Raw genomic sequence first — 22,894 nt, 5'->3', positions numbered from 1 at the left:
CGGATCGCTCCCAGGGTCTACTGTATCGGCCACGACCGGCCGGTACGATCTCGGGGACGCAGTGCTCGTCGGGAGGTCGACGGGCACGGGACAGGGGGTGGATGTGGCGGTCACGGCATTCGGCTTTCGGCTCCCGGGCCACGATGCCCCGGTCACCCCGGTGCTGCGAGCCGACGGCGAGATCGTGCGGCGCGCCCTGATCCTCCTCTTCGATCTGCCGGAGGATCCGGACCTGACGCTCGACGACGATTCGCTGACGTGGTCCGAGGCGCATCGCTGCTTCTACCGCTACGCCCCTCCGACCCCGGGAGCCGGCATCGTCCGGACTGCGCCCCTCACCGTCCCGTCGGCGGCGCGGATCCTCCGCCTGCGACTCCGCCCCCGTCCCGCTGACGCCCCGACCCATGTCCTGGACTGCTGCCTCGAGACCGACCTCGGCGGCGTCCCGTCCCTGATCCTCGCGACGGAGGCCTGAGCATGTCCGCACCGGAGATGTCCGTGGTGATCGGTTTTCGTGACTGGGGCGTCGAACGCCTGCGGCGCTCGGTCTCGAGCCTGCACCGGGCGCTCGGCGCCACGGGCGGAGAGATCATCATCTCCGACTACGGGAGCGCGGATCCCAGCGCCTCGAGGGCCGTGGCCGAGGACTCCGGCGCCCGCTGGGTGCACACGCCGGGTGACCCGGTCTGGTCGCGTTCGCGTGCGCTGAACGCGGGCTTCGCGGTCGCCGACGGCGATCTGCTGATCTCGACCGATGCCGACATGCTCTTCTCCCCCGGCACTCTCGAGGTCGTGCACGCGCAGCATGCCGCCGCGGGCCGGTGCGCGCTGTTCCTCCAGTGCCGAGACCTGCCGGAGTCCGTTCCGGAGGAGACCTTCGACGAGCCCGATCGCATCGACTGGGCGGCCCTCGAGCGGAGCAGCCGGCTGCGTCCCCGCTGGGGCATGGGCGGGATGATGGCGATCGACCGCGACGGCTTCACGCGCCTGCACGGCTTCGACGAGCGTCTGCACACCTATGGGCGCGAGGACATCGACTTCGCCCGCCGTGCGCGGCGCGCCGGCTGGCGGACGCACTGGGTCGACGAGCCGCGGGCCCGGATGTTCCATATGTGGCACGCGCCGACGATCTCCGCGGCGAGCGCGACCGACGCCGGTCGCGAGGCCATACGCCGGAACCGTCGACTGGTCGATTCCGACCTCACCGTCGCTCGGAACCTGCGCGCCACGAGTGCGCCGCTCCCTTCCGCGCGCCCGCTCGTGAGCATCGTGATCCTCGGCGCGGACGACGCGCCTGCCGAGCGGACGATCGCGACCGCCCTCGCGCAGACGGTGCGGGACCTGGAGGTCCTCGTGGCACGCCGGGGCTCCTCACCGCTCTCTGCTCCGATCGCGGACTCTCGCGTGCGCGACGTTCCGGTGGCTGAGAGCGACGACATCCTGCAGACGGCGCTCGCTGCGAGCCACGGTGTCCATGTCGCGGTCGTGCGTGCCGGCGAGATCCTCCCCCTGGAGAGGACCGAGCGACTGCTGCTGGCCCTCGCGGAGGGAGCGGCAGGCGTGCACGGCCGTGAGGTCCGGCTCCTGTCGGAGGGTCTGCCTGAGGTCTATGCTCCGCGCGATCTGCGGCTCTCCCACCTGCTGATGCGTCGCGATGAGATGCGCGCTCTCCCGGCTAGCGATCCCGCAGACCTCCGCCACGCCCTCGCGAGGACCGGCCTGACGATGCGGGAGACTACCGCGCCCGTGGTGCTGACCGGCGCGGGAGCCGCCCCGGGCCTCGAGGACGCCGAGGAGCTGCCCGATCCGGAAGCGCAGGGTCTCCGTGCGCTCGCCCTCACCCCTGGAGAGGCCCCGGGCCGCGAGGTGCTCGTCGACCCTGCGCCGCCGGCGGAGCTGCTCGGTGCACTGGAGGGCCACCCGGTCTCGCCGATTGTGCTGATCGACGGCAGCCCTCTGGAGGGCCCGCTCAGAGTCCTCCACCCCACCGACGCCGATCTCGTGGTGCTGGCCCGGACCGGCGCTCGCCTCTCCCTGCAGGAGGCGAGTGATGAGGATGCTGGGCCCTCTGCGCCGGCAGTCCTGCAGGTCCTCGAGCATGCCCGTGGTGAGCGTGGTGACGGGCCTCTGCAGATCCGCATCCTGGAACGCGAGGAGATGACGGCGGACACCATCGGCCCGCTCTATACCGTCGAGCAGTCGGAGCAGAGTCTCGTCCTGAGTGTCACGCCGCTCCCGTCGAACCCGCAACCGGATCTGGGGGCCGGTCGTCCGTGGCTCCTGGTCGGAGTCGAGGCCGAGGAGGTCTGGGGATGAAGATCAGTTGGATCCACGACGAGAACGGGGCTCCGAGGCTGCGCGCCGAGCCCGAGGAGTACGACGCGTTCCCCCCGGTGGACGCGCTGCTGCTGGACGCTCTGCCCGCCCACCGGGATCCGGACCGCGAGGCGCTCGCGGCATATCTGGTCTTCGGCCGGTGGGCGAGCGGTGAGATGACGCTTCCCGCCGCTCCCAGCCCGCAACTGGCCGGGGCGATCGAGCGCGACGCCCACCCCGTGCGCGTGCGGCCTCGTGATGTGGAGAGCACGCCCCGGGCCCTCTCCCGCGGTGAGAGCCTCGTCAACGTAGTGTTCGACCTGCCCGACCTCACTCCCAGCACCTCCACGCTCGCGGTGGTCCCCGGCACCGCGGCCCGGGGGATGCTCCAGGCGGCCGATCTGCTGCTGGTCCCGTCTAATGCCAGCGTGCTCGACGGGATCGGCGCCGAGTCCCTGCGCGCTCGCCTCGGCGTCGCGGTCCTGTTCGCGGCGGACATCGACGCGGACGTTCTCCGCATCGCTCGGGGGGCGCTGACCTCGGAGGAGCACGTCCGGCTCGCCGCTCTGCTGCTGAGCGTGAACCTGGAGCTGCGCGTCGACGACGCCTCGGCGCCCGCCTGAACGAGACACCTCCGCAGCGCTCAGCGCGTCATAGCTCGACGGGCTCGTAGAGATCGGCGGTCCAGTCGATGGGTCCGAAGGCGGCCTGGGCGTCCTCGCGCCGCCCGCGTACGAGGTCCCACCAAGCCCGGAGCACACGGTCCTGGTCGAGGGACGGATGCACGCCGATGCGTTGGAGGGCCTCGCGCCGCCAGGTCTCATCGCGCGAGGCGAGGATCCGCTCGACCGCCTCACCCAGGGTCTCGTGCACCACGTCCGCGGGCCACAGCGTCCGTGCCCCGGGCCATGGGCGCACGATCGGGAGCGCTCCGGAGGCCGCACCCTCGGCGAGCGCGACGTGCGAGCCCTCGAGATCAGACGTGGAGAGCATGACTCCGATCCCCTCGAGCCACGCGGCCATGTCCCGCCCGGGCTCGTCGAAGAAGACGGCGTTCCGCAGCAGCGGATCGGTGCGCAGGCGGAAGAGGACCGTGCCCCACTGCTCCGAGATCGCCGGATTCGTCGACCAGTGGAGGTGGCTGGGCGGAAGCTGGCCTCGAACACGCAGGGTATAGCGGAGATCCTCGCCGCGGAGCGCGGCAAGCAGATCCAGGGCGAGGTCGAGTCGTTTGAGGTCCGGGGTGATGCCCACGATGCCGAGGGTGAACTCGGATCCCGGCAGCTTCGGGCGGCGGAAGTGCCGCGTGTTCACGTAGTTGGGGATGTAGACGAGCTTCTCGGCCGGCCAGTCGAACCACTGTGCGAGCGCTCGACCCACCCAGGGCACGATGACCACTCCGGCGTCGAAGCGATCCATGTCGATCGCCCGCGGGAAGTCCGTCGTGACCTCGTAGCGGTGGACGCGGACGATGAGTCGCTTGTCCCGGGACGCCCGTTGCTGGATCCAGACGTTGTTGGGGCGCCCCCATTCCCCGATGATCACGTCGGAGCGTGCGATGACCCCGAGGGTCTTCGGGACGTCGGACGGGGCGCTGAGGGCCTTCCACTCGTCCATCTCGACGGTGGAGCCGGTGCGGCGGGCGAGGTCGCGCGCGAGCTCGTCGATGAAGGTGAGCTTGTGGCCGAGGATCCCGAGATGCACGGGTTCGCCGCCGAGCGGCCTTCCGGTGAGGATGGGCTCGAGCACCTCGGCGTTCGTCCGGCGTCGCTCCGCGTCTTCTTCAGGGGTCGCGAGGAGGGCCTCGCGGTGCGACGCGCGCGGGGCGAAGTCCCAGGTCGTCCCGGAGTACTCGGGCTGAGAGTCCCCGACCCTCCACCGCGCGAGGTCGGTGAAAGTCACGCCCGAGCTCTCGTCGAGCTCCCCCGGGCGCGGGAGGAGAATCCTGACATCGGTTCGCGCGCCGCTGAGATGGTTCTCGAGAACGGTGCGGGAAAGGGCGGAGTCGGTGAGATACACCGTATCCTCGCCGGGCACGATCGTGAGCCCGCTCGCCCATTCCTCGGTGGCCGCGCCCCACCCGGAGAAGGAAGTGGGCGCGACGAGCAGGGAGTACGCGAAGCGCCGGTCCGTCGAGGTCATCGACCGGGCGGCAGCGAGCGTGGAGGGACTCTCGGCGAAGAGCACGATGCGCCCCTCGGAGTCGACGCGTCCGAGATAGTGCGAGAGCTGGTCGATGCCCGTGCGGATCACGCGAACGCCCAGCGCGTGGAGGGTCTCGACGAGCGCGTGCCGAAGACGTTCGAGGCCAGGGCTGCGCCGCCTGGCGTCATCGGCCAGCACGACGGCGAGGGACTGCACGGAAGGGTGGGGATCCGCCGGGGTCACGAGACGCCGATCCCGAGCGCCGCGCAGAGCGTCGCGACCTCCTCGGGGACGGCCCAGGCCTCGGCCTCCTCGGAGGTGGTGCGGACGTGCTGCGCCAGAAGGTCACGGGCGAACAGGAGGCCCGCCGCGAGCTGCACCCGGTGAGGATCGATCACGCGGGCGAGGTACCAGGCGTTCGAGGCGATGACCGCCTCCTTAACCCCGAAGAGGGCTCCCTGAAAGCGCTCGCCCGGCACGAGTCGCAGCCGGGTCCGGTCGACACCGGGCGTCGAGGCCTCGAGAGCTCCGTCGAGGCTGACGGCGAGGGTGGTCACCTGGAGGGGCGCGCTCACCGCGTCGTCGCTGCGTGGCCTCTCGGCGGTCTTCGAGGTGACGGTGAGGCCCGTCGCGTCCTGGATGGCCCCGGCCAGGCCCGCGGAGATCTTCTTCCCGAAGCTGATCTCCGACTGCGCGTACGGGGCGAACAGCAGCGTGCCGGCCACCGCGGTGCACTCGTCGTCGAGCATCCTCGGCGCCGCGTCGAGGAGGAGCTGGTCTACCGGCATCGGGCGGTCGCCGGGATCCGGGGTCGCGAGCAGCGCGGTGCGACCGGTGCCGTCGTCCGGAAGGAGCTGGATCTGCATGTCAGGAGCCTCTCTGGTCCGGCGGTCAGGACGGGGTGTCGAGTTCCGCGATGATCGCCGCGGCGGGCTTGTGGCTGAACACTCGGAAGCTGTCGGCGTCCCGGAAGGCCGCCTCGCGGAGCGAACGGGCGGCGCTCCACGAGCGCAGGGGCACGATGCCGAGCATCGTCTCCTCCCCCTTCTCGCTCACAGAGCAGCGAGCGGTGGTCAGCGCCTGCTGCTCCGCGGTCCATCGCGGTGCAGGCTGGGCGGCGATCGCGAAGTAGGCGGCGGATTCGTCGGCCCCGGTGAGGTCCAGGAGCATCGCCAGGGCCTCCTGGGGCACATCTGGCCTGTCGAGCTCCGCGGTCACCTCGACATCGACGAGGAGCGCCTCGATCTCCGCGGACTCCTTCGGGCGCGCGACGACGGACCCGAGATCGGTGGCGTGTGCGCAAGCGGCGATGAAATCCCACCAGGTCATGCCCGCGACGTCGACGACGTCCAGGTGGAAGACGGGTGACGACGGGGTCGAGGGATCCGTGTCACCGCTCTCGACAGCGGTGCGCGAGGTGAGGTATCCGCTCCGGGCGACGAGGTGATCGGGGAGGAAGGGCAGGTAGCGGGTCTGCCAGCGGTCCTTGTCCACCGGTCCCCAGTCTCGTCGCGCAGCTTTGGTGAGTCGTTGGTGATCGTGGGGGGCGACGCCGCGCCCGATGAACTGGAGATTCAGGCCCGCAACGTACTTCTGGCCGGCGCCGCCGGTGTTGGTGATCCGGCCGGAATGGACTCGGCGCAGCAGGCAGATCACGCCGCTGTGTCGGAATCGCACGCCCGAGCGCAGCATCCGGAAGACGAGGTTGTTGTCGACCGCACTCTCGATCCCCTCGTCGTACGGGAAGGCGCGCATCACCGAGGTGCGGACGAGCCACGTGGAGTGTCCGGGGGCGAACCCGCTCATGAGGGCGGGACCGTAGCCGTAATTCCTGCCGTGATGGAGCTGCAGCTCGCCGGTCTCGTCGTCGAAGTTGAGGAAGGCGCCGTAGACGAAGTCCACGGACTCGTCGACATGGTCGAGCTGATCGGCGAGGCGGGTGGGCAGCATGATGTCGTCGTCGTCATGGACGGCGAGCCACTCTCCCTGGGCACGCTCCGTCCCCCGGTTGCGCGCGGCGGAGATCCCGGAATGCTCCTGGTGCACGTAGACGAGCCGGGCGTCCCCGAGCTCCTCGACCACCGAGCGCGTCTCGTCTTCGGAGCCGTCGTCGACCACGATCACCTCGAGGTTCGAGTAGGTCTGGCACAGCACGGAATGGAGGCTGTCGCGGAGCATCGCGGCGCGGTTGCGGGTGGCGATGACCACGCTGATAAGCGGTGAGCTCGAGGCGGGGGTCTTGGTCATCGGGCGTCCTCTCCGACGTGGGCGGTGACGATCTCGTGCATGGCCCGTCCTTCGCGACCGAACGGCACGCGCAGCAGGCAGTGCACCGCGTCGGGGAACTCCAGATTTTTGGTGACGTCCCACTTCACGAGGGCAAATCGCAGCCGACGCGGGCTCGTGGCCCCGCGCGCACCGGGGTACTCGAGCGGGATCTCGGTGCGCCCGCCACCGACATAGCGGAAGAGCGATCCGAGGGCGTCGGAGCGCGCGAACCCCTGGAACGCGGGGGCGAGCTCCTGGGCGGTGTCGCCGTCGGGCACGAAGACGAAGTCACGGGCTCCACCACCGCCGAGCTGCACGTGCAGCGACAGCGGGATCGCATGGGCTTCGACGGGGACTGTGTAGATCCGACTCTCGCGCCGTCCGTACCTGCCGAACTCGACCATGCTCCAGCCCTCTCGGGTCGACGATCTCTGGATCCAGGGCGCCAGCCCGCCGTGCAGGGCCGTGCCACTGGGACGCGGACGAGCACTGGACGTGATCGGCTCAACTCCGCCGCTGGCATCGTAGCGAATAACGGGTGAAGGAAGCACCTTCCGTCCGGGACGGAACGTCCTTGCTGTGAACAGCGCGCTACGATCCCAGGCATGAAGATCACGACGGTGGGATGCGGATATCTCGGGGCTGTGTACGCGGCGTCGATGGCCTCGATCGGTCACGAGGTGCTCGGCCTCGATGTGGACCAGAAGAAGGTCGACGACCTGAACGCGGGCATCCCGCCGTTCCACGAGCCGGGTTTCGAGAAGGTGCTCACCGAGGCCCTCGCCTCGGGCCGGCTGCGGTTCTCGACGGACTACTCCGATGCCGAGGACTACCGCGCACACGTGATCTGCGTCGGCACCCCGCAGCAGGTGGATGCCGCCGGGGCCGATCTGACCTACGTGCACGCCGCGGTGGACTCACTCATCCCACACCTCGACGACACCGATGTGGTCCTGGGACGCTCGACCGTGCCGGTCGGAACGGCCGCGTCGCTGCGTGACCGCCTCCGCGCCGCGGGAGTGAATGCCGCGCTGGCGTGGAATCCCGAGTTCCTGCGCGAGGGCTTCGCGGTCAAGGACACGCTGCATCCGGACCGCATCGTCTACGGGCTCCCCGATGACGCGGAGGAGGCGGCGCGCGCGCGCGCCGCGCTCGACGAGATGTACGCCCCTATGCTCGAGGTCGAGACCCCCGTGGTGGTCGGCAACTACGCTACGGCCGAGCTCGTGAAGGTCTCCGCGAACTCGTTCCTCGCGACGAAGATCTCCTTCATCAACGCTGTCGCGGAGGTCTGCGAGGCCACCGGGGCGGATGTCTCGGTGATCGCCGAGGCGATCGGGCTCGACGACCGCATCGGTCCGAAGTTCCTCCGCGCCGGGATCGGCTTCGGCGGCGGGTGCCTGCCCAAGGACATCCGCGCCTTCATGGCGCGGGCAGGCGAGCTCGGTGTCACCGAGGCCCTCGGCTTCCTCCGCGAGGTGGACCACGTCAATAACCGTCGGCGCGACCACGTGGTCAACATCGCGCGGCGCGCTCTCGGAGGCACGTTCACGGACAAGCGCGTGGCGGTACTCGGGGCGACCTTCAAGCCCGACTCCGATGACACCCGCCAGTCCCCAGCGCTCTATATAGCCTCGAAGATCTCGGGTCGGGGTGCGAACGTCGTCATCACCGATCCGGTCGCGAATGAGCGGGTGCACGCAGAGCGACCCAATCTGGAGACCGCCGAAGACGCCTATGCGGCTGCCGCCGGCGCCGATCTGGTGCTGCTCCTGACCGAGTGGAAGGAGTTCCGCGAGCTCGATCCAGTGCGGCTGCGCGAGGTGGTGGGCACCGCCCACCTGATCGACGGGCGAAACGCCCTGGACCCGGAGACGTGGCGCGCCGCAGGATGGACGTATGAGTCGATGGGACGCCCCTGACCCTGCCAGCGACTTCTGCTCCCGTTGCGCGTTAGGCTCTCCGAACGGCCATTAGCCTGCATCGCCCCAGGCTACGAGGAGAGATGGGAGCACGTGCAGTGGGAGCGGAGCAGCTCAGCCAGAGTCCGGACGGGCACGACGTACCGGTCGGCTTGGGAGACAGAGCCGAGGACTTGGAGAGGCGGGTCCTCTCGCTCGAGCGAGAGGTGCGCTACCTCCGCCACCACCTGGAGCAATCCGATGACGCCGGTCGCCCTCCCTTCCGCCGACCGGACCACGTCACGGTCGGCGAGGGGTCTCGGATCGGCCGCGGGGTGACGATGTCCGCGACGGAGCGCACCCCGATCTCCGTCGGCTCGAACACCCGCATCCTCCGTGGCGCCGAGATCCTGGGGCCCACCACGATCGGCAACAAGGTCTTCCTCAACCGCGACGTCTACATACGCGCGCAGGTGACGATCCACGACGGAGTTTCGGTCGGGCCGTATGTCCGCCTCATCACCGATTCCCATGAGATCGGGCCGGAGGAGCACCGCGCTGGCCCCGGCGTTACCCGACCGATCGTGATCGGCGCTGGCGCGTGGATCGGCGCTGGCGTGACCATCCTCGGAGGAGTGACGGTCGGAGAAGGCGCGGTCATCGCCGCGGGCGCCGTGGTGACCCGCGACGTGCCGGCGAACACACTGGTGGGTGGTGTTCCGGCGCGGGTGCTTCGAGAGTTGGCTCGCGGCTCCGCTTCTCCTGATCACGGGGCACTCTGAACGCTATTCTACAGTCGAGGCTCGATTCCCGACCTGAGAGAGCGTCCCCATGAAAGTACTCGCCGCCGGCGACTCCCACACGAAGTTTTTCGGCATCACCCCCGCCGTCCGCGTGATCTATCCGAGGGTCCGGGATGTTCGTGTCGAGGTCCACCCGGTGAATGGTGCGACCGTCGCGGGCGTGGGACGCATGAACTCGACGCTGCAGTTCGTGGAATCCCTCAAGGGATGGCTGTCCTCGAGCGACGCCGACGTCTGTGTCCTGAACCTCGGTCAGGTCGATGTCGAGCTCGGTACGCCATATCGACGGTACGTCAAGGGCGACAAGGTGAACCCCCTCGCCTACCTTGAGCGCGTCGTGGAGGCGTACGTCGCCGTCGCTTCAGATCTTGCTGCGGCACATCCCGACGTCACATTCGCCGTCAAAGGCGCGAACGCGCCTGTACTGATCTACGACACCCGCAAGACCGTTGCGGACATCGGCAATGTCGTCACCGAGCGAGTTTCCGACATCGATCAGGCAGATCGCCAGAGGATTCTCGAGCTGATCCGCAACGGACATGAGTCCGACGCGGAGCGTCATGCGCTGACTCTCCAGTTCAACCGGCTCCTAGAGGCGTCAGCCACCTCAGCGGGACTCATTTACTTCGATGTGAACGATGACGTCACCGATTCCAGTGGCTTCGTCGATCCCCGATTTATCCCGAACGCGATGGACCATCATTTCGTGGACTCTGTGGAGGTGCGCGCAATCCACTGGCGGAACCTCATGCGCGCTCTGGGCCTCGCGAGGCTCCCGGAGTAGTCAACCCATCCTGGTGGGCACTGCGGCTGGCACCGCAGCCCCACCAGGATCAGCCGTACATCACTGACCGAAGAGTTCCCTACGCCGCTCCGCGACATCTGCGATCAGGGTCTCCGCGCGTGCGTCGAAGGAGTGCAGTCGGAGCACCTCTTCTGCCTGAGCCCGTCGCTCCTCGACGGAGCCGAACGTTGCAGCTCCCCCGTCGGAGGCAAGGAATCGCAGATGGTCGACGTCCTCATACACCTGGACGAGCGATCCGAAGACCTCGTCGATCCCCTCCACACGGTCGGTGATCACGGGCGTGCCGCAGGCGACGGCATCGAAGATGCGGTTCTGGATGAAGCCCATCTCTGCCATGTCCGGCCAGTGATCGGCGAGGACATGCGAAGCGCCCCGATAGACGTCGCCGAGATCGCGGTTGGCGACCCTCTCAGCCTCATGGATGGACGGCGGTAGATTGCGCCACCCATGCCCGATTACGCGCATGTCGACACCGGAGGTCAAGGCGTCGGCGACCACCTGACGCACTCGCTGCGGGAAATGAGCGCCCACGAAGGTGACCGGACGGTGATCCAGCACCTCACCTTCGGTCGCCGGGTGGAAGATCGCGGAGTCAGTGGCCTGGTGCAGCACTCGCACCTCGACCCCGGCCTTCTCACTCATCTGCCGGGCCCACGGATCCGATGACGCGTAGACGAGGTCGAAGGCTCGGATCTCCTCGACCGTGACGTCCTCGGGATGGCTGATGACCCACAGGACGTTCACTTGGTCAGGGATCGGATAGACCTTGTCGAGCCCGCGGATCACGAGATTCACATCGTCGTAGGAGCGCTCGGTCTCGGTGTTGGCGCCATGGCGGTACGAGAGGGCCTTCTTGCCCTTGCGCTCAAGAGCGCTGGCGAGGGACGTCGCGTAGAAAGTGTCTCCCCAGCGATCGCCGCGGGAACCGCCGATCGACGAGATCCGCAGCCCCCAGCGATCCTGGCCCGCCGAGCGATCACGCACGACGATCGGCCGGGGCTGCGCGAGCCATAGCTTGTCACCGCCAACACCCTCGACCTTGAAGCCCACCTCGGAGTACTTCGCCGAGTCGACGGCGGGGAGCTTCCCCGCCCAACGTTCCATGAGAAATTTGCGGTTCTCCGGAATCTTCTTCCCCCGCCCCGGTGTCTTGGACTCGTGGTGAGTCACCCGGGACCGCGGCTCAACGGCGAAGTACCCTCCGAAGCGCTCAATCGCACGCAGGCAGAGGTCAATGTCCTCCATGCCGTTGACGAAGATCGGATCGAATCCTTCAAGATCTGCAACCTCCGCGCGTCGCATCAACAGGCAGGCCGCGGTAACTGAATTGAACCTGAATCCTCCTACATCGGCAGCGTCCTCAGGAGGAAGCCCCGAGAGAAAGTGACTAGGTGGCGTGCGCGGAGCGAGGAAGACGGTGCCGGCGGTCTGGATCGAGTCATCGTCATACTGCAGCAGTGGCTGAACGCCCCGCACCTCAGGATCGTGCAGACGCTCGAGCAGTGGCGTGAGCCAGCCATCCCGCACCTCGGTATCGTTGTTGAGGAAGCAGACGTACTCCCCAGTACCCGCCGCGGCACCGACGTTCGAGCCGATCGCGAAGTTCATGTTTCGAGGGAGTCGCTGATACTTCACGCGCGGCTCGCCGGCGAAGAACTGAACGAGAACTGCGCCATGCTGAATCGCCGACCCGTTGTCAATCAGAAGAACTTCGACGTCAACATCTCCGGAGTGCTCGAGCACGGCTTGCGTCGCACGGAGGGTCAGCTTCCAGTCCTGATAGATCGGAATCACTACGCTCACGCGACCAGGAACCAGTGACGAGCAACCCGAATCCTGCCATTCAACGATGTTCTTACCCAGGACAGCCCACTGCCAGGCATCTGACTCTGTCGTGGTGATCCTGCTGGCCGATTCTCGATCATCATCGTAGATGCACCCGATGAACGGGAACAGCACCAGTTCAGTTCTCTTGGCGACTCGAATAGCGAAGTCATGGTCGACCCAGCGCCGAAGGCCCTCATCGAAGCGCACTTCGACAGCAAGCTCGCGGCGAACCATCAGGATATTCAGATCAACATGGTTGATGACCATCAGATGATCGAGCCCGCCTGCGAATGCTCGATAGGTCGTCTTCCCGCCATCATGAAGCTGCAGACCAGCGTAGCCAGCAGAGGCACCCGAGGATTCCAACCCTTGCACCATGAGCTCGAGAAAGTCTGGCTGCCATGCGTTGTCAGAGTCCAGGAAAGCGACATACTCACCGCGCGCCGCATCGAGGCCCGCATTACGCGCGGCACTAACACCCGCATGAGGTAGTTCCAGTAGGCGAATACGTGAATCACCCATGGCCAACGCACGGATCACCGACCTGGTGGAGTCCGACGACCCGTCATCTGCAACGAGCAATTCCCAATTCGGGTGGCCCTGAGCCTGGATAGAACGCACCGCACCAGCGACTGTTCCTGACCGGTTCCAGGTGGGCATTACGACACTCACCAGTGGAGCCTCGCCTCCAGGCACCACATTCTGCAGTGCACCGCGCCATCTTTCCTCTTCAAGGGCATCCCAGGCGCCCTTGCTCCGGGGACCAATCAGCTTGTTGTGGGCCTTCACGCGGCGGTACAGCTCGCGCCATGACCCGCGCAGGACTCCAAGATTGACCGGGCCGTACCTCGTAGGAATCTCATATTCATCGGAAGCCGTTTCCAGCACGTACCCGAGAAGGCCACCCGCGTGATCCCGGAAAAGAACATCAGGTACATCGAAGAATCTAGCCTCTACAAGAGGTCCCATTGGCGGCTGCTCTAGCTTAGGACGCGCGAACCAGCGCATCACGCCGGCAAAGTCGCCCTCCCGCCAAGCCTTACGCAGATGCTCTGGCCAGACCGATAAGTCAACAAGTGGATGAGGCGAGTGCCCTCGACCCATACCTTCCGCCAGGAAGTGTTCAATAGCGATCGCAGTGTTATGGAAATAAATGCCGCACTGCGCCATGTACCAATGTCGCTCAAACAGACTTGATGCCGCTACCCACTCCGAAAGCAAGGCTGTGTCTCGATTTTCAGCCAAGTCAACACTCCATCAGCTCGTAGCAACCAGCGATCCTCGAACCAATTACTCGCCCGAGGATTGCCATGAATACACCGGGTGCACGCGTTAGCCAGAATATCTAATGATTATTTTCGATATACGCCGGCCGCCAGGACGCGAATTGCAGAAGGTGCTCCTCAGCGCACGCCTCATAGGATACCGGCCTGACAATATTACTCCTCATCTCGTCCCACTCGGACAAATCACGCGAGTGCTCGAGGAGGGACTCCGACCATGCCAGATAGTTTCCGTTGGGAACATGATGGCCGACAACACCATCGCTGACCTTCTCTGCCATCCCTCCGATGTCAGAGACGAGGAGAGGTCTTCCCGAGGTCAACGCTTCTTGAATAACCATCGGGGAGTTCTCCCACCAAGTCGAGGGTACAATCACCCAGTCGACTCCTGACATCCTCGTACGCAATTCACTAGGCTGATAAGGACCAGCCCAACGCAAGACACCCTCGTCCATCAGGGGCTTTCGAAGTCGCTCGATCTTCTCCTGGTACTCACCGGACTGAAGCTCGAGATTCGCACCGTGAACCTCAAGAACCAGTTGAGATCGCTCCTCCGCCGACATGCTCGCGAGTGCCGATAGGACCACATCCAGTCCCTTGTAAGGATTGATCTGGCCGAAGTACCCGAAGCGGTTTCGCGTCTCTCCGTCCTTGAGGCGCCGAGGTGGCAGAGCTGGAAGGTCAGTCTGCCCATTCTCGATCACGGCGATCCGGCTGCTATCGATCCCCCAGTCGACGTAGCGACCGCGAAGAAACTCGGACGGAGAAATAAATCCGTCCACAAGCTCAAAGTGCCTGCGGAAGAACTGTTTGCGGAGCCAGAAATCTTCGGCTGTGCGTTCGGGGAAGCAAAGCCTGCACTCGTCCAGCGACTCCCTTGAGCAGAGCCGACCGTTCGTCTTAATCATCTGGCCATTGTTGGCGCAGATAGCAACGTACTCATGGAGGGTGAGGAAGATCTTGATGTCCGGATCCACCTCCTTTATCACACGTAGGAAGTCGAGGCCCAAATGTACATAGTGATGCGCGTGGACGATGGTGGGGCGGAGTGCTCGAAGTAGGTCCGCGAACCAGGTCCTCACGGAGTCCCGATGGGCCGCCTTCATCGTCCAGTCGGCAATTCCCTGCTCCCAGATGTACTCGCGATCGCGACGTTTACCGATAATCCCAGTGGCCCCACGCCCTCGGTCGACGCGGCCCAGGAACCACGCGTCCTCGACGCCTTCAGAGGACCTATATGCCTTGAACAAGTTATATGCCGCAATTTCCCCGCCACCGAGGCTGAAGTCCGGGTGCGCATGGGACATGACTAGTATTCGCTCTGATCGGATGTCAGACACTTGGTTCTCCTTCCAGAAGCGACTGCCAGCGGGACTGGTGGCGCGATGCGTTAAAAATGACTACCCGGAAGCGGAAATCTGACTCCCCCAGAAGCGCAAACGATTGCCTCTCCAGATGGGTGAGCTGCACTCGAGGCTGATACATCACGAGCTTTCCCATCGAGCGCAGCTTGAGGCAGAGATCGGAGTCCTCGAAGTCGCCTACCAGATAGCCGGTATCCCATCCACCAACGGCGTGAAAATCGCGTCCACGCATCGCCAAACATGCTCCCGTGAGGGCCGGCATTGCTGTGAGCGCCTGTCCGGATGGATCGAGCTCCGGGTCAAGTCCCATATTCGGATGGTGATTCACCCAAATTTCCAGGTCTCCACGTCGACGGAAGGACATTCCAGCGTGTTGTATCGATCCATCGGCGAACACTAAACGGGGAGCAACGGCCCCCACGCGTTCGTCTTCAAGTACCGCAAGAAGCGACTCTAGCCATCCAGAATGCTGCGGGAATACGTCGCTGTTCAGGAACAGCAACTTTTCAGCCTTCGCTATAGACGCACCAAGATTATTTGCACCCGAGAAGCCTCTGTTTGCATTACCCCAAACAGCCCTGAAGGGTACTGAATATATTTCATACAGCAGAGGAGCCTGCTCGAAGAATCGATCAACCAGGCGCGGATCATCCAGAACGTATATGAGGTCGACGTTCGCGCGGAAGAACGGGTCGCGAGAGAACTCAAGCAGTTGGTGTTCAACGAAATCAATCCTCCCATAGAGAGGGACGATGACCGATACGCAAGCTCCCTCGACGGGCTCCCCGTATTCCCGAACAGCTACGTCAAAGTCAGCCCAACGCTCCGCCCGATTCGCAAGGATTCCACCCAGTGCCTTCGCGGCGACCTCCGTGGCAAAGCGCGCAAATTTCTGTGGTACCGGAGGCGCCAAACCGAACAATATCTGGGCGGATTCAATGTGGTCATCTGGAAGATTGCCGACGACGATCTCTCCGAGATCGATCACTCTACCGCCAGCGATGGAGCGTAATCGTACGGTGGCGCCAGGGTGCACATCAGGGAGGAAGACTGTAAACCCGGGCTCCCCGCGTGAGGACGCGGACTCCAAAGGGAACGCGTCACGGACATCCTGCCGAGGCCGTTCAATCGCTTCGTCAAGCCGGACGATCCTAGATTCTCCTGCCTCCAGCCAGGTGCAGGAGCCATGAAGATTCGAGAGGATCCATCCAGAAACTACGGATCCACACGAATGTTCGCTTCCCATGGCAATGTCAAGATGTCCCCTGGGGTCGCCATCAGTACGTGCTGACGGCGCCGTTCCGCGGACAAGTATCTGCCATTCAGGGGAATGCTGCTCGAATAAACTCGCGATAACCAGTCGCTCTGAGTCGGAAATCTTCGAGAGACACGTACCGGCCTCGTCGTGTGCCGCCAGAACCAAATTAACCGTGTGAGAGGTATCGCCACTAATCGTGACTGCACATTGGCCCGCATGCTGGTTTTCAAAGACGAGTAGGAAGCCAAGCTCTTGATCAGAATCGACTTCCAGTAGCTCAGCTACATCTGGACGCGGCCGTGAAGAACGATATATCGATCTCGGACTAGTCTCAGTATCACCCCCGAGCAGGGCAACGGGATCAGAACACCACCCAGCGATCAGCGCTGCGCCCCCGAGCGATAGTGCAACCTCCACACGGAGCCAGACCGGCTCTTCATGATCTCCCCGCGAGAATTGCACACGCGTATTCTGAACATCTGTGGAACTCAAAGGGTACAACTCCTGTACTCGACCGGATCCTCGGCCCTGCTGGTTACACGCACACCCCGGCGGCCTGGTGTTCAGTCCGCCCGAACCCGATACTACTCGCTCGACGCCTGCATCAACGCCCCCGCTTGACGACTGAGCAGGTCGCGATCAACGCCCAGAAGGACCTGGTCGGCAAGAGTGCTGTCGACCTTGCCCTTCGCTGCCAGCTCAATCACCTCACGAGCGCGGCCTGCAGCAAACGCTCGAGCTTCACTCACAAGATCCTTCACCCCGACCACATCGTGGAACCTCGCACGCGACGCCGCGTATGACTCAAGGGCAGCCGCAGGGGGTCTGAATTCCAGGCCACTCCCTGTCGGGTTCACAAATCCGTGCCTGTTCTTCTTCAGCGGAAGCTTGGAACCAGCCTGCGCCATTCCCTTTGCGAGCGTCGCAACGTATTCAAGCTGCGCGCGATGCATCCTATGGTAGATGAAAGCCTTGGGGAACTTCTTCTTTAGGTCGGTGAGCTGTGCATCACCGACCTTACTACCGTGGGCTTGGGCGGTCTCATCCACGATCTCGAGTGGTGTATCAACCAGTAGTTTAATCCCGTCTCTCACCAGCGCGGTGTGGGTAAGATACTTCTGAACTCGATTCGTGCGCCGTACGATAGATTTTACGTGCTGGTTGGCGAAGATTTTCTGCGTGTCCGTGAACGTCATGTCGAATGGCTGCCGCTCGGCGTCCGCCTCGTCAATATACCAGGGAAAAGAAATGACGTCAGCGTTCGGAGTCTCCGACAGGAACTCCGACACTGGAGTTCTGAAATTCACGGGAGTCCAGTATTCATCGATGTCCAGGAATGCAACGTGACTGATTAATTCCCGCTCGGCCCACCTGGCGAGACCGTCATATGCTAGATGTTGAAACATCCCAGCGCCAGCCCTGGAATCTGCCATCAAGTCGTCGACAATACGGTGGTTCACCGAGGGGTGGTGCTCGTTAACTTGCTGCAAAATTCGCTGCGAAGAATCGGAAGTGCCGTTTATCCAGACATTGATGTGGCTGAATCCGAAATAGAGATGGTGGTGAACCCAATCCGCGAGGTATGGACCCTCGTCCTTGGCTATCGCAACGGCGGCGATCCTCATTTTGCCAGCGTCTACGACTGAGCTTGGCTCGCTACCCTGCACTTGACTTCTCACGCGGTTCTCCTCCCATCACCTTCAGCGCCTTCTCGTGGTAACGCCGGATATCGCGAATAGTTGCTGCGAGCGTCTTCTCGTCGAGAATGAACGACTCATCCTTTAACGCTTGCGTATCTAGCGGGCTAGCCGCGTTCAACTGCAACCGAGGCGTGCGGTCGACGCTCGAAAAGTAGTCATAGAACTTGAAGCGACCACCTCTCGAGTTGAGAAGTCTGTCGTTCCACCAGATGTTCGGAATCCCTAGTGCGTCGGCGAAGATGAGTCCGTGAAGACTTTGGCTCAAAATATACCTGCAATCCCTCATCGCGTCGAGAAAGCCGGCGAAATCATCCGTGCCAATGTCCAATACGCGAACATCAATCCCGTTCGCGCGAGCTTCCTTTATACGATCCAAGATGCCGCGATCGCTTTGGAAGCCTACGTGTGGGATAACCCCAAGTTGAGTCGTGCCGCCCCCGGAATATCGTGCAAACAAATCAGCCACGAGCAGGCCGGGGTCGCCGATTCCTATCGAAAAATCATCCGTTCGGCTGATGCAGCTACGCGTATAGAGGCCACGTACTCCGTAGAATTTCAGGTATGGCACCTCCTGAAGGTCTACCTGGGGATACATCAGACCAGAACCGAGCACCGCCAGCGGAGCTTCAGTCCTTCGAGAATCACGGTTCTCGTACACCCAGTTCAGGATGCTCCCGGTTCCAATCGCTTCACAGTGATATCTACTTGATCGTTCGATCTCTACATCAAATCGATGCTTGAGAATATATGGACCTATTTCGTCGCCGAGGTTTCTGGAATCCTCGCTTTGACGCCACCAAAACAGTTTCAATGGATTCCCTTTTCGGCGGAGTTTCGTAACCGACCTACACTTTCGGGTTCAGTCAACTCCAATCGTTGCATAGTAGTCGCTTGGGCGTGTATACCACATGGTGCGTAAACCATGTCGTGGGCGCGATCGCACAAGGACCATTCTCCGGCGAGATTAAATCTACCCTTCATGACTCGATAACCTTGCTCGAGACGAAACGACACTGTGCATATTCCCTGCTCCTCGACTTGACGCGTTATCACTATCTCCCTGGTTTGGGATGCTTCCATAGCTGTCATCACGCGCTTTGCAGTTTGCTCTAGCCGAACTTCCTACGTCGACACTGTACAAGAGGGGTTGAGTCCCCAATAGTGGTGGAGCGCGGTAGCCCCGTGGTCGTCCCGGACATGGGCGCGGTCACCGCGTGATCCTTCGAGTGAACCTCTCACAGCACTCTCGAACGGAGTCATCACCCTGACCGCTCCCCATATTGTCGACCCCTCCGGCCTGCTCGGTGAAGCCCTGGCCGAAGCCTCTCCGGATCTGATGCGCACGATGCTGCAAAGGATCATCAACGAGCTCCCGTCCGCGGACGCTGAGTCGGTCGTCGGTGCCGAGTAAGGCCGGCCCAGTTCTGACCGGACTGCTCAGCGCAACGGCTATCGCCATCGCGACCTCGACACCCGCGTCGGCACGATCGACGTCGCGGCCTCCAAGCTCCGCACCGGCGCCTACTTTCCCGAGTGGCTGCTCGAGCGGCGCAAACGCGCCGAGTCCGCGCTGATCACGGTCGTCGCGGACTGCTACCTCGCCGGTGTCTCCACCCACCGCATGGATAAGCTCGTGAAGACCCTCCGCATCAACTCGCTTTCGAAGTCGCAGGTCAGCAGGGTGGCGGAGTCGTTGGACGATCACGTCGAGCAGTTCCGCCACCGCCCCCCGGGGCGAGGCCGGTCCCTTCACGTTCGTCTCCGCCCACGCGCTGACGATGAAAGTCCGCGAGGGCGGACGCGTGATCAACGCGGTTGTTCTGCTCGCGACGGGCGTGAACGGCGACGGGCACCGCGAGGTCCTCGGTATGCGCGTCGCGACGAGCGAGAGCGGAGCTGCATGGAACGGGTTCTTCGCCGACCTCGTCGCCCGCGGCCTTGCCGGGGTCCGCCTGGTCACCAGCAACGCCCATGCCGGGCTGGTCGAAGCGATGGCCGCGCATCTGCCCGGCGCGGCCTGGCAGCGATGCCTCACCCACTACGCCGCGAACCTCATCGCCGTGCCGCCCAAGAGCATGTGGCCGGCAGTGAAGGCGATGCTTCACAGCGTATATGACCAGCCCGACGCCGCAGCCGTGAATGCCCAGTTCGAGCGGTTGCTGGACTACGTCAGCGAGAAGCTCCCTGAATCGGCCCAGGTTCTCTGCCGCTACTTTGCGGGTTCGGGCTCTCGGGTGAGGGCCTCGTAGTGGAGCGTCTCGAACTCTATCGGGGTGAGCATCCCCAGCGTCCCGTGGAGGCGCCTGTTGTTGTACCAGTCGACCCAACCGGCCGTCGCGAACTCGACGTCCGAGAGGGTCCGGAACGCTCCAGGAATGAAGACGGTCGTGCGGATGCATTCGGTCTTGAACAGGCCGTTCACCGTCTCCATGAGCGCTTTATCGTAGGCGTCGCCGACGGTCCCGATCGAGGGCGCGATGCCCTCGAGCGCGAGATGCTCGATCAACCGAATCGCTGTGTATTGAGATCCGGCGTCGCTGGGGTGGATCACTTCCTTTGGTGAAACGGGGTTTCCGTCGCGTTCTCGTTGCCAGAGCGCGATCCGCAGCGGCGTAATGACCAGGTTGACCCTCTTCGACGTTGAGGCGTGCCGCCCACGATCCGCTGAGCGAAGACGTCCACGACGAACGCGACGTAGACGAACCCAGCCCAGGTGCGGTCGTAGGTGAAGTCCGTGACCCAGACCCGGTTCGGAGCCGGGGCGGTGAAGTCCCTGTTCAGCAGGTCACCCGCTCGTTTCCCGTTCAGGTCGGAGATCGTCGTGCAGAGCTTCTTGACGCGCCGGACGCCCTCGAGTCCGAGAGTGCGCATCGCCCGGTCCACCGCCCCACGGGACGTGCTGGCGAGTCCTTCCTGGCGGCGGAGCAGGGCAGCCCACTTCCGCCGCCCGTAGAGGCCCTCCGGCGTCATCTGAACCAGTCCGGTGACGGGGTTGGTCGTCCAGGCGAGGTCGCGAATCTTGTCCTCGACCAGAGCGTCACTGATGGTGCGGGCAGCGAACCCCACCGGCTTCTTCCAGGCCCGGTAGGTGCGTGCAGCGATCTGAAGGCCCTGCTGGCGCAAGACGCGGAGGATCGACCCGACTGCATAGCCCTCGACGCGCATCTCGTCGATGAACGCGCCGATCAGCGGTTTCGGGGGTCGAGCTCCCCCGCGAAGAAAATCGAGGCCCTGCGCAGGATCTCATTGTCCTCCTGCAACCGCTTGACCTCGGCTTTCAGGCGCTTGACTCCGGCGGATTCCTCGGTCGTGGTGTCGGGTCGGGCCCCGTCATCGACCTCGGCCTGCGCGAGCCAGCGCCGCACGGACTCACGCGAGACACCCTCTTGCCGCGCCACCGCAGCAGTCGCCGCAGTCAGCGTGGGGCACTCCTGCTGGTGCTCCCTGACGAGCCGCACGCACCTCGCGCGCAGCTGGGGATCGATCTTCTTCGGCATGCTGCCCATCCTCTCGGACTCAAACAGCAGCGGCATCAAACCCGGGCCAGTTCACGTTCTCCGCGCCGGACGGGAACGTCTCACGCCACGCCAGCAGACACGGCTGGGCAGCACGTTCGCGGGCCATCCCGATCACGTCGCGGTCGAGATCGCCTACACGTGCGCCCAAGACGCCCGCGACGTGTTCCACCAGCCCACCCCCGCCCAGGGCGGACGCCTCGCCGAGCAGCTGATCGAGAAGCTGCCGTCCTGCCCGATCCCAGAGATCGCCAGACTCGGGAAGACCTCGGGAAGACTCTGCGCCTCTGGAAGACCGCGATCTTGGCCTACTTCGACACCGACGGCGCGAGCATCGGCGGAGCCGAGGCCATCAACGGGATCATCGAACTCGGCCGCCGCATCGCCCGCGGGTTCCGCACCTTCGAGCACTACCGCCTCCGCAGGCTCCTCATCACCGGCGTCCTGGACGTCGCCCCACACTCAACTCTGAAGAGCCACATTAATGCCCAAGCGAGTGAAAACGGGACACGAAATGGACCAATCGCCATGCTATCAGGCGCTTTCACTAACGCGAGTCGGCTACATGCTTTCCTGGATGCGATTTACTAGGGTCGGGACATTCACCTCAAAAGGCCTATGCGCCGCATCGGCATCGCGACAAGCTCGAGCGATCTGGAATCCATACTCCAATCCGGCGCTCGAAAAGAGATTATTGTGACCATGGATCCAGTCCGACTGAGATTCAATATCGAGGACCTTGGTCGACGGGCCCGAAAATACCGAATTAAACATTCCGGCCCCAGAAGGACCAATTATTGTCTCGGCCCCCGCGAAAAGGGCAAGCTGCTTACTTACGCTAAGGGAATCCGGGACTACAACTTCGAACCCCAAACTCGTCACCGCAGCTTCAACATCGGCACCATTGATGCAATATCTCGCACTCTTCGATGCGATTCCTCCATTTCGGGAAACAAAGATTCGTCTCGGCGTACCGCCATCCACACAGTTCGCGCCGAGGCCCCTCAGATCCGAAACCGCAAATGGAGAAAGGTGGAGGCCGTTCGCCAACTCGGAGATTAGATGAAAGCAATCGGCAGAATAGCTCCTCCACGGCTCGAACTCAATGATGTCCGCCGCGTCCCATCCAACTAGATGCAAAAGCTCCTTCTGGCGGGTATGACGGCAGTAAACAAGCAGCTTTGGAATTCCAAGCTTCTTAAACATTATCGCTCGCGGAAGTATCCTTGCAACGAATGAACCCCAGTTACTAGGTTCCGTGCCGAGCGCTGCTCCGACTGTTCCAGAAATGTGGACCGCGGGCTTGGCTTCCCCGGCACGCCTAAGGCCTACCGTCCCAGGCCCAGCATAAAGAGAAGTGTCTCTGTCGGTCTTGATAAAATTGGCCCACCGAAGGGCGTTGTCGGAGAATACTTTGTCAAGCAGAAACATGCCATCCTGCGAGTTCAAAAGAATTCTATGCCCGTCAGTCTTCCAGTTTTCACCTAGGGTGATATAGAAGCCCTCCATTGGCACAGATTCAATAGGTCGCGGACGCTTGAAGCCGACATCAAACGGGTCATCCCAGAAACGCGCATCGTTCCGGACTTCATGGCGCATCTCCCATTTTGCAAGCACACGAAAGTCTGGACCGCCCCTACGAGGGTCCACTACAAGCTCAAGAACCTCATCCAGATCATCGTATATCACCGGTCTCTCACCCTTCGGAC

Annotated in this window: 17 protein-coding genes and 2 pseudogenes; 8 read left to right on the top strand and 11 right to left on the bottom strand. The window is 63.6% G+C overall.

Annotation, left to right across the window (positions count from 1 at the left end):
* Positions 1–103 precede the first annotated feature (103 nt).
* Genes V1258_RS05375 through V1258_RS05365 form a run of 3 tightly spaced genes read left to right on the top strand, consistent with a single transcriptional unit; the run spans position 104 to position 2,939 of the window.
* The gene (locus tag V1258_RS05375; RefSeq protein ID WP_329748699.1) at positions 104–475 is read left to right on the top strand and encodes a hypothetical protein; all 372 of its coding nucleotides are present in this window, start codon (positions 104–106) and stop codon (positions 473–475) included.
* Positions 476–477: 2 nt separating this feature from the next.
* The gene (locus V1258_RS05370; protein ID WP_329748698.1) at positions 478–2,316 is read left to right on the top strand and encodes a glycosyltransferase family 2 protein; all 1,839 of its coding nucleotides are present in this window, start codon (positions 478–480) and stop codon (positions 2,314–2,316) included.
* Positions 2,313–2,939 (top strand): hypothetical protein, encoded by a 627-nt coding sequence (locus tag V1258_RS05365; protein ID WP_329748697.1) that lies wholly within the window; start codon positions 2,313–2,315, stop codon positions 2,937–2,939. Before V1258_RS05370 ends, V1258_RS05365 begins: the two co-directional genes overlap by 4 nt.
* Positions 2,940–2,967: 28 nt before the next feature.
* Here V1258_RS05365 and V1258_RS05360 read toward each other — a convergent pair whose 3' ends face one another.
* From V1258_RS05360 to V1258_RS05345, 4 genes are read right to left on the bottom strand one after another with little or no spacing between them, the layout of a single operon-like run.
* Positions 2,968–4,677 carry a hypothetical protein gene (locus tag V1258_RS05360; protein WP_329748696.1) on the bottom strand — a complete coding sequence of 570 codons (1,710 nt, stop codon included), beginning with the start codon at positions 4,675–4,677 and terminating at the stop codon, positions 2,968–2,970.
* Between the two features lie 23 nt (positions 4,678–4,700).
* Positions 4,701–5,327, bottom strand: a complete 627-nt coding sequence (locus V1258_RS05355) for a hypothetical protein (protein ID WP_329748695.1) — start codon at positions 5,325–5,327, stop codon at positions 4,701–4,703.
* A 25-nt stretch (positions 5,328–5,352) separates the two neighbouring features.
* A complete protein-coding gene (locus V1258_RS05350; protein ID WP_329748694.1) occupies positions 5,353–6,708 on the bottom strand; it encodes a glycosyltransferase family 2 protein in 1,356 nt (451 codons plus the stop codon).
* Entirely contained in the window at positions 6,705–7,133 is a 429-nt protein-coding gene (locus tag V1258_RS05345; protein WP_329748693.1) for a hypothetical protein, read from the bottom strand. The genes V1258_RS05350 and V1258_RS05345 overlap by 4 nt, the downstream gene beginning before the upstream one ends.
* A 201-nt stretch (positions 7,134–7,334) precedes the next feature.
* Between V1258_RS05345 and V1258_RS05340 the strand changes: the two genes are divergently transcribed.
* From V1258_RS05340 to V1258_RS05330, 3 genes are all read left to right on the top strand, one after another.
* On the top strand, positions 7,335–8,651 hold the full coding sequence (locus tag V1258_RS05340) for a UDP-glucose dehydrogenase family protein (protein WP_329748692.1): 1,317 nt from the start codon (positions 7,335–7,337) through the stop codon (positions 8,649–8,651).
* Between the two features lie 320 nt (positions 8,652–8,971).
* On the top strand, positions 8,972–9,412 hold the full coding sequence (locus tag V1258_RS05335) for an acyltransferase (protein WP_329748737.1): 441 nt from the start codon (positions 8,972–8,974) through the stop codon (positions 9,410–9,412).
* A gap of 49 nt (positions 9,413–9,461) precedes the next feature.
* Positions 9,462–10,217 (top strand): hypothetical protein, encoded by a 756-nt coding sequence (locus V1258_RS05330; protein WP_329748691.1) that lies wholly within the window; start codon positions 9,462–9,464, stop codon positions 10,215–10,217.
* Positions 10,218–10,277: 60 nt separating this feature from the next.
* On the opposite strand, the gene V1258_RS05325 is transcribed toward V1258_RS05330, so the two are convergent.
* From V1258_RS05325 to V1258_RS05305, 5 genes are all read right to left on the bottom strand, one after another.
* Positions 10,278–13,073: a glycosyltransferase gene (locus tag V1258_RS05325; protein WP_329748736.1), complete on the bottom strand. Its 2,796-nt coding sequence runs from the start codon at positions 13,071–13,073 to the stop codon at positions 10,278–10,280.
* A gap of 337 nt (positions 13,074–13,410) precedes the next feature.
* A complete protein-coding gene (locus tag V1258_RS05320; protein WP_329748690.1) occupies positions 13,411–14,688 on the bottom strand; it encodes a glycosyltransferase in 1,278 nt (425 codons plus the stop codon).
* Positions 14,681–15,700 carry a glycosyltransferase family 2 protein gene (locus V1258_RS05315; RefSeq protein WP_329748689.1) on the bottom strand — a complete coding sequence of 340 codons (1,020 nt, stop codon included), beginning with the start codon at positions 15,698–15,700 and terminating at the stop codon, positions 14,681–14,683. The genes V1258_RS05320 and V1258_RS05315 overlap by 8 nt, the downstream gene beginning before the upstream one ends.
* Before the next feature lie 854 nt (positions 15,701–16,554).
* Positions 16,555–17,595 (bottom strand): glycosyltransferase family 2 protein, encoded by a 1,041-nt coding sequence (locus V1258_RS05310; RefSeq protein ID WP_329748688.1) that lies wholly within the window; start codon positions 17,593–17,595, stop codon positions 16,555–16,557.
* Between the two features lie 31 nt (positions 17,596–17,626).
* Positions 17,627–18,328 (bottom strand): polysaccharide pyruvyl transferase family protein, encoded by a 702-nt coding sequence (locus V1258_RS05305; protein WP_329748687.1) that lies wholly within the window; start codon positions 18,326–18,328, stop codon positions 17,627–17,629.
* Positions 18,329–18,934: 606 nt separating this feature from the next.
* On the opposite strand from V1258_RS05305, the pseudogene V1258_RS05300 reads away from it, so the two are divergent.
* Positions 18,935–19,874: pseudogene (locus V1258_RS05300) on the top strand (IS256 family transposase); the annotation flags it as partial.
* A 5-nt stretch (positions 19,875–19,879) separates the two neighbouring features.
* On the opposite strand, the pseudogene V1258_RS05295 reads toward V1258_RS05300, so the two are convergent.
* A pseudogene (locus V1258_RS05295) lies at positions 19,880–21,167 on the bottom strand (IS3 family transposase).
* Here V1258_RS05295 and V1258_RS15235 point away from each other — a divergent pair.
* Complete coding sequence (locus V1258_RS15235) at positions 21,108–21,776, top strand: transposase (protein ID WP_442878579.1); 669 nt, start codon at positions 21,108–21,110, stop codon at positions 21,774–21,776. The pseudogene V1258_RS05295 and the gene V1258_RS15235 sit on opposite strands and share 60 nt — an antisense overlap.
* Here V1258_RS15235 and V1258_RS05290 read toward each other — a convergent pair.
* Positions 21,747–22,874 carry a glycosyltransferase family 61 protein gene (locus V1258_RS05290; RefSeq protein ID WP_329748686.1) on the bottom strand — a complete coding sequence of 376 codons (1,128 nt, stop codon included), beginning with the start codon at positions 22,872–22,874 and terminating at the stop codon, positions 21,747–21,749. The genes V1258_RS15235 and V1258_RS05290 overlap by 30 nt on opposite strands.
* Positions 22,875–22,894 lie beyond the last annotated feature (20 nt).

This window comes from Brachybacterium sp. J153, assembly GCF_036311905.1.
In the GTDB taxonomy this organism is placed as follows: Bacteria; Actinomycetota; Actinomycetes; order Actinomycetales; family Dermabacteraceae; genus Brachybacterium.
This window is presented reverse-complemented; position numbering and strand designations above follow the sequence as displayed.

What these genes read in the sequence shown, in the direction of transcription:
- V1258_RS05365 (WP_329748697.1), top strand. Translation starts at nt 2,313, where the DNA reads ATGAAGATCAGTTGGATCCACGACGAGAACGGGGCTCCGAGGCTGCGC.
- V1258_RS05335 (WP_329748737.1), top strand. Translation starts at nt 8,972, where the DNA reads ATGTCCGCGACGGAGCGCACCCCGATCTCCGTCGGCTCGAACACCCGC.
- V1258_RS05310 (WP_329748688.1), bottom strand. Translation starts at nt 17,595, where the DNA reads ATGAGGATCGCCGCCGTTGCGATAGCCAAGGACGAGGGTCCATACCTC.
- V1258_RS05350 (WP_329748694.1), bottom strand. Translation starts at nt 6,708, where the DNA reads ATGACCAAGACCCCCGCCTCGAGCTCACCGCTTATCAGCGTGGTCATC.
- V1258_RS05345 (WP_329748693.1), bottom strand. Translation starts at nt 7,133, where the DNA reads ATGGTCGAGTTCGGCAGGTACGGACGGCGCGAGAGTCGGATCTACACA.
- V1258_RS05330 (WP_329748691.1), top strand. Translation starts at nt 9,462, where the DNA reads ATGAAAGTACTCGCCGCCGGCGACTCCCACACGAAGTTTTTCGGCATC.
- V1258_RS05355 (WP_329748695.1), bottom strand. Translation starts at nt 5,327, where the DNA reads ATGCAGATCCAGCTCCTTCCGGACGACGGCACCGGTCGCACCGCGCTG.
- V1258_RS05340 (WP_329748692.1), top strand. Translation starts at nt 7,335, where the DNA reads ATGAAGATCACGACGGTGGGATGCGGATATCTCGGGGCTGTGTACGCG.
- V1258_RS05370 (WP_329748698.1), top strand. Translation starts at nt 478, where the DNA reads ATGTCCGCACCGGAGATGTCCGTGGTGATCGGTTTTCGTGACTGGGGC.
- V1258_RS05325 (WP_329748736.1), bottom strand. Translation starts at nt 13,073, where the DNA reads ATGCGCTGGTTCGCGCGTCCTAAGCTAGAGCAGCCGCCAATGGGACCT.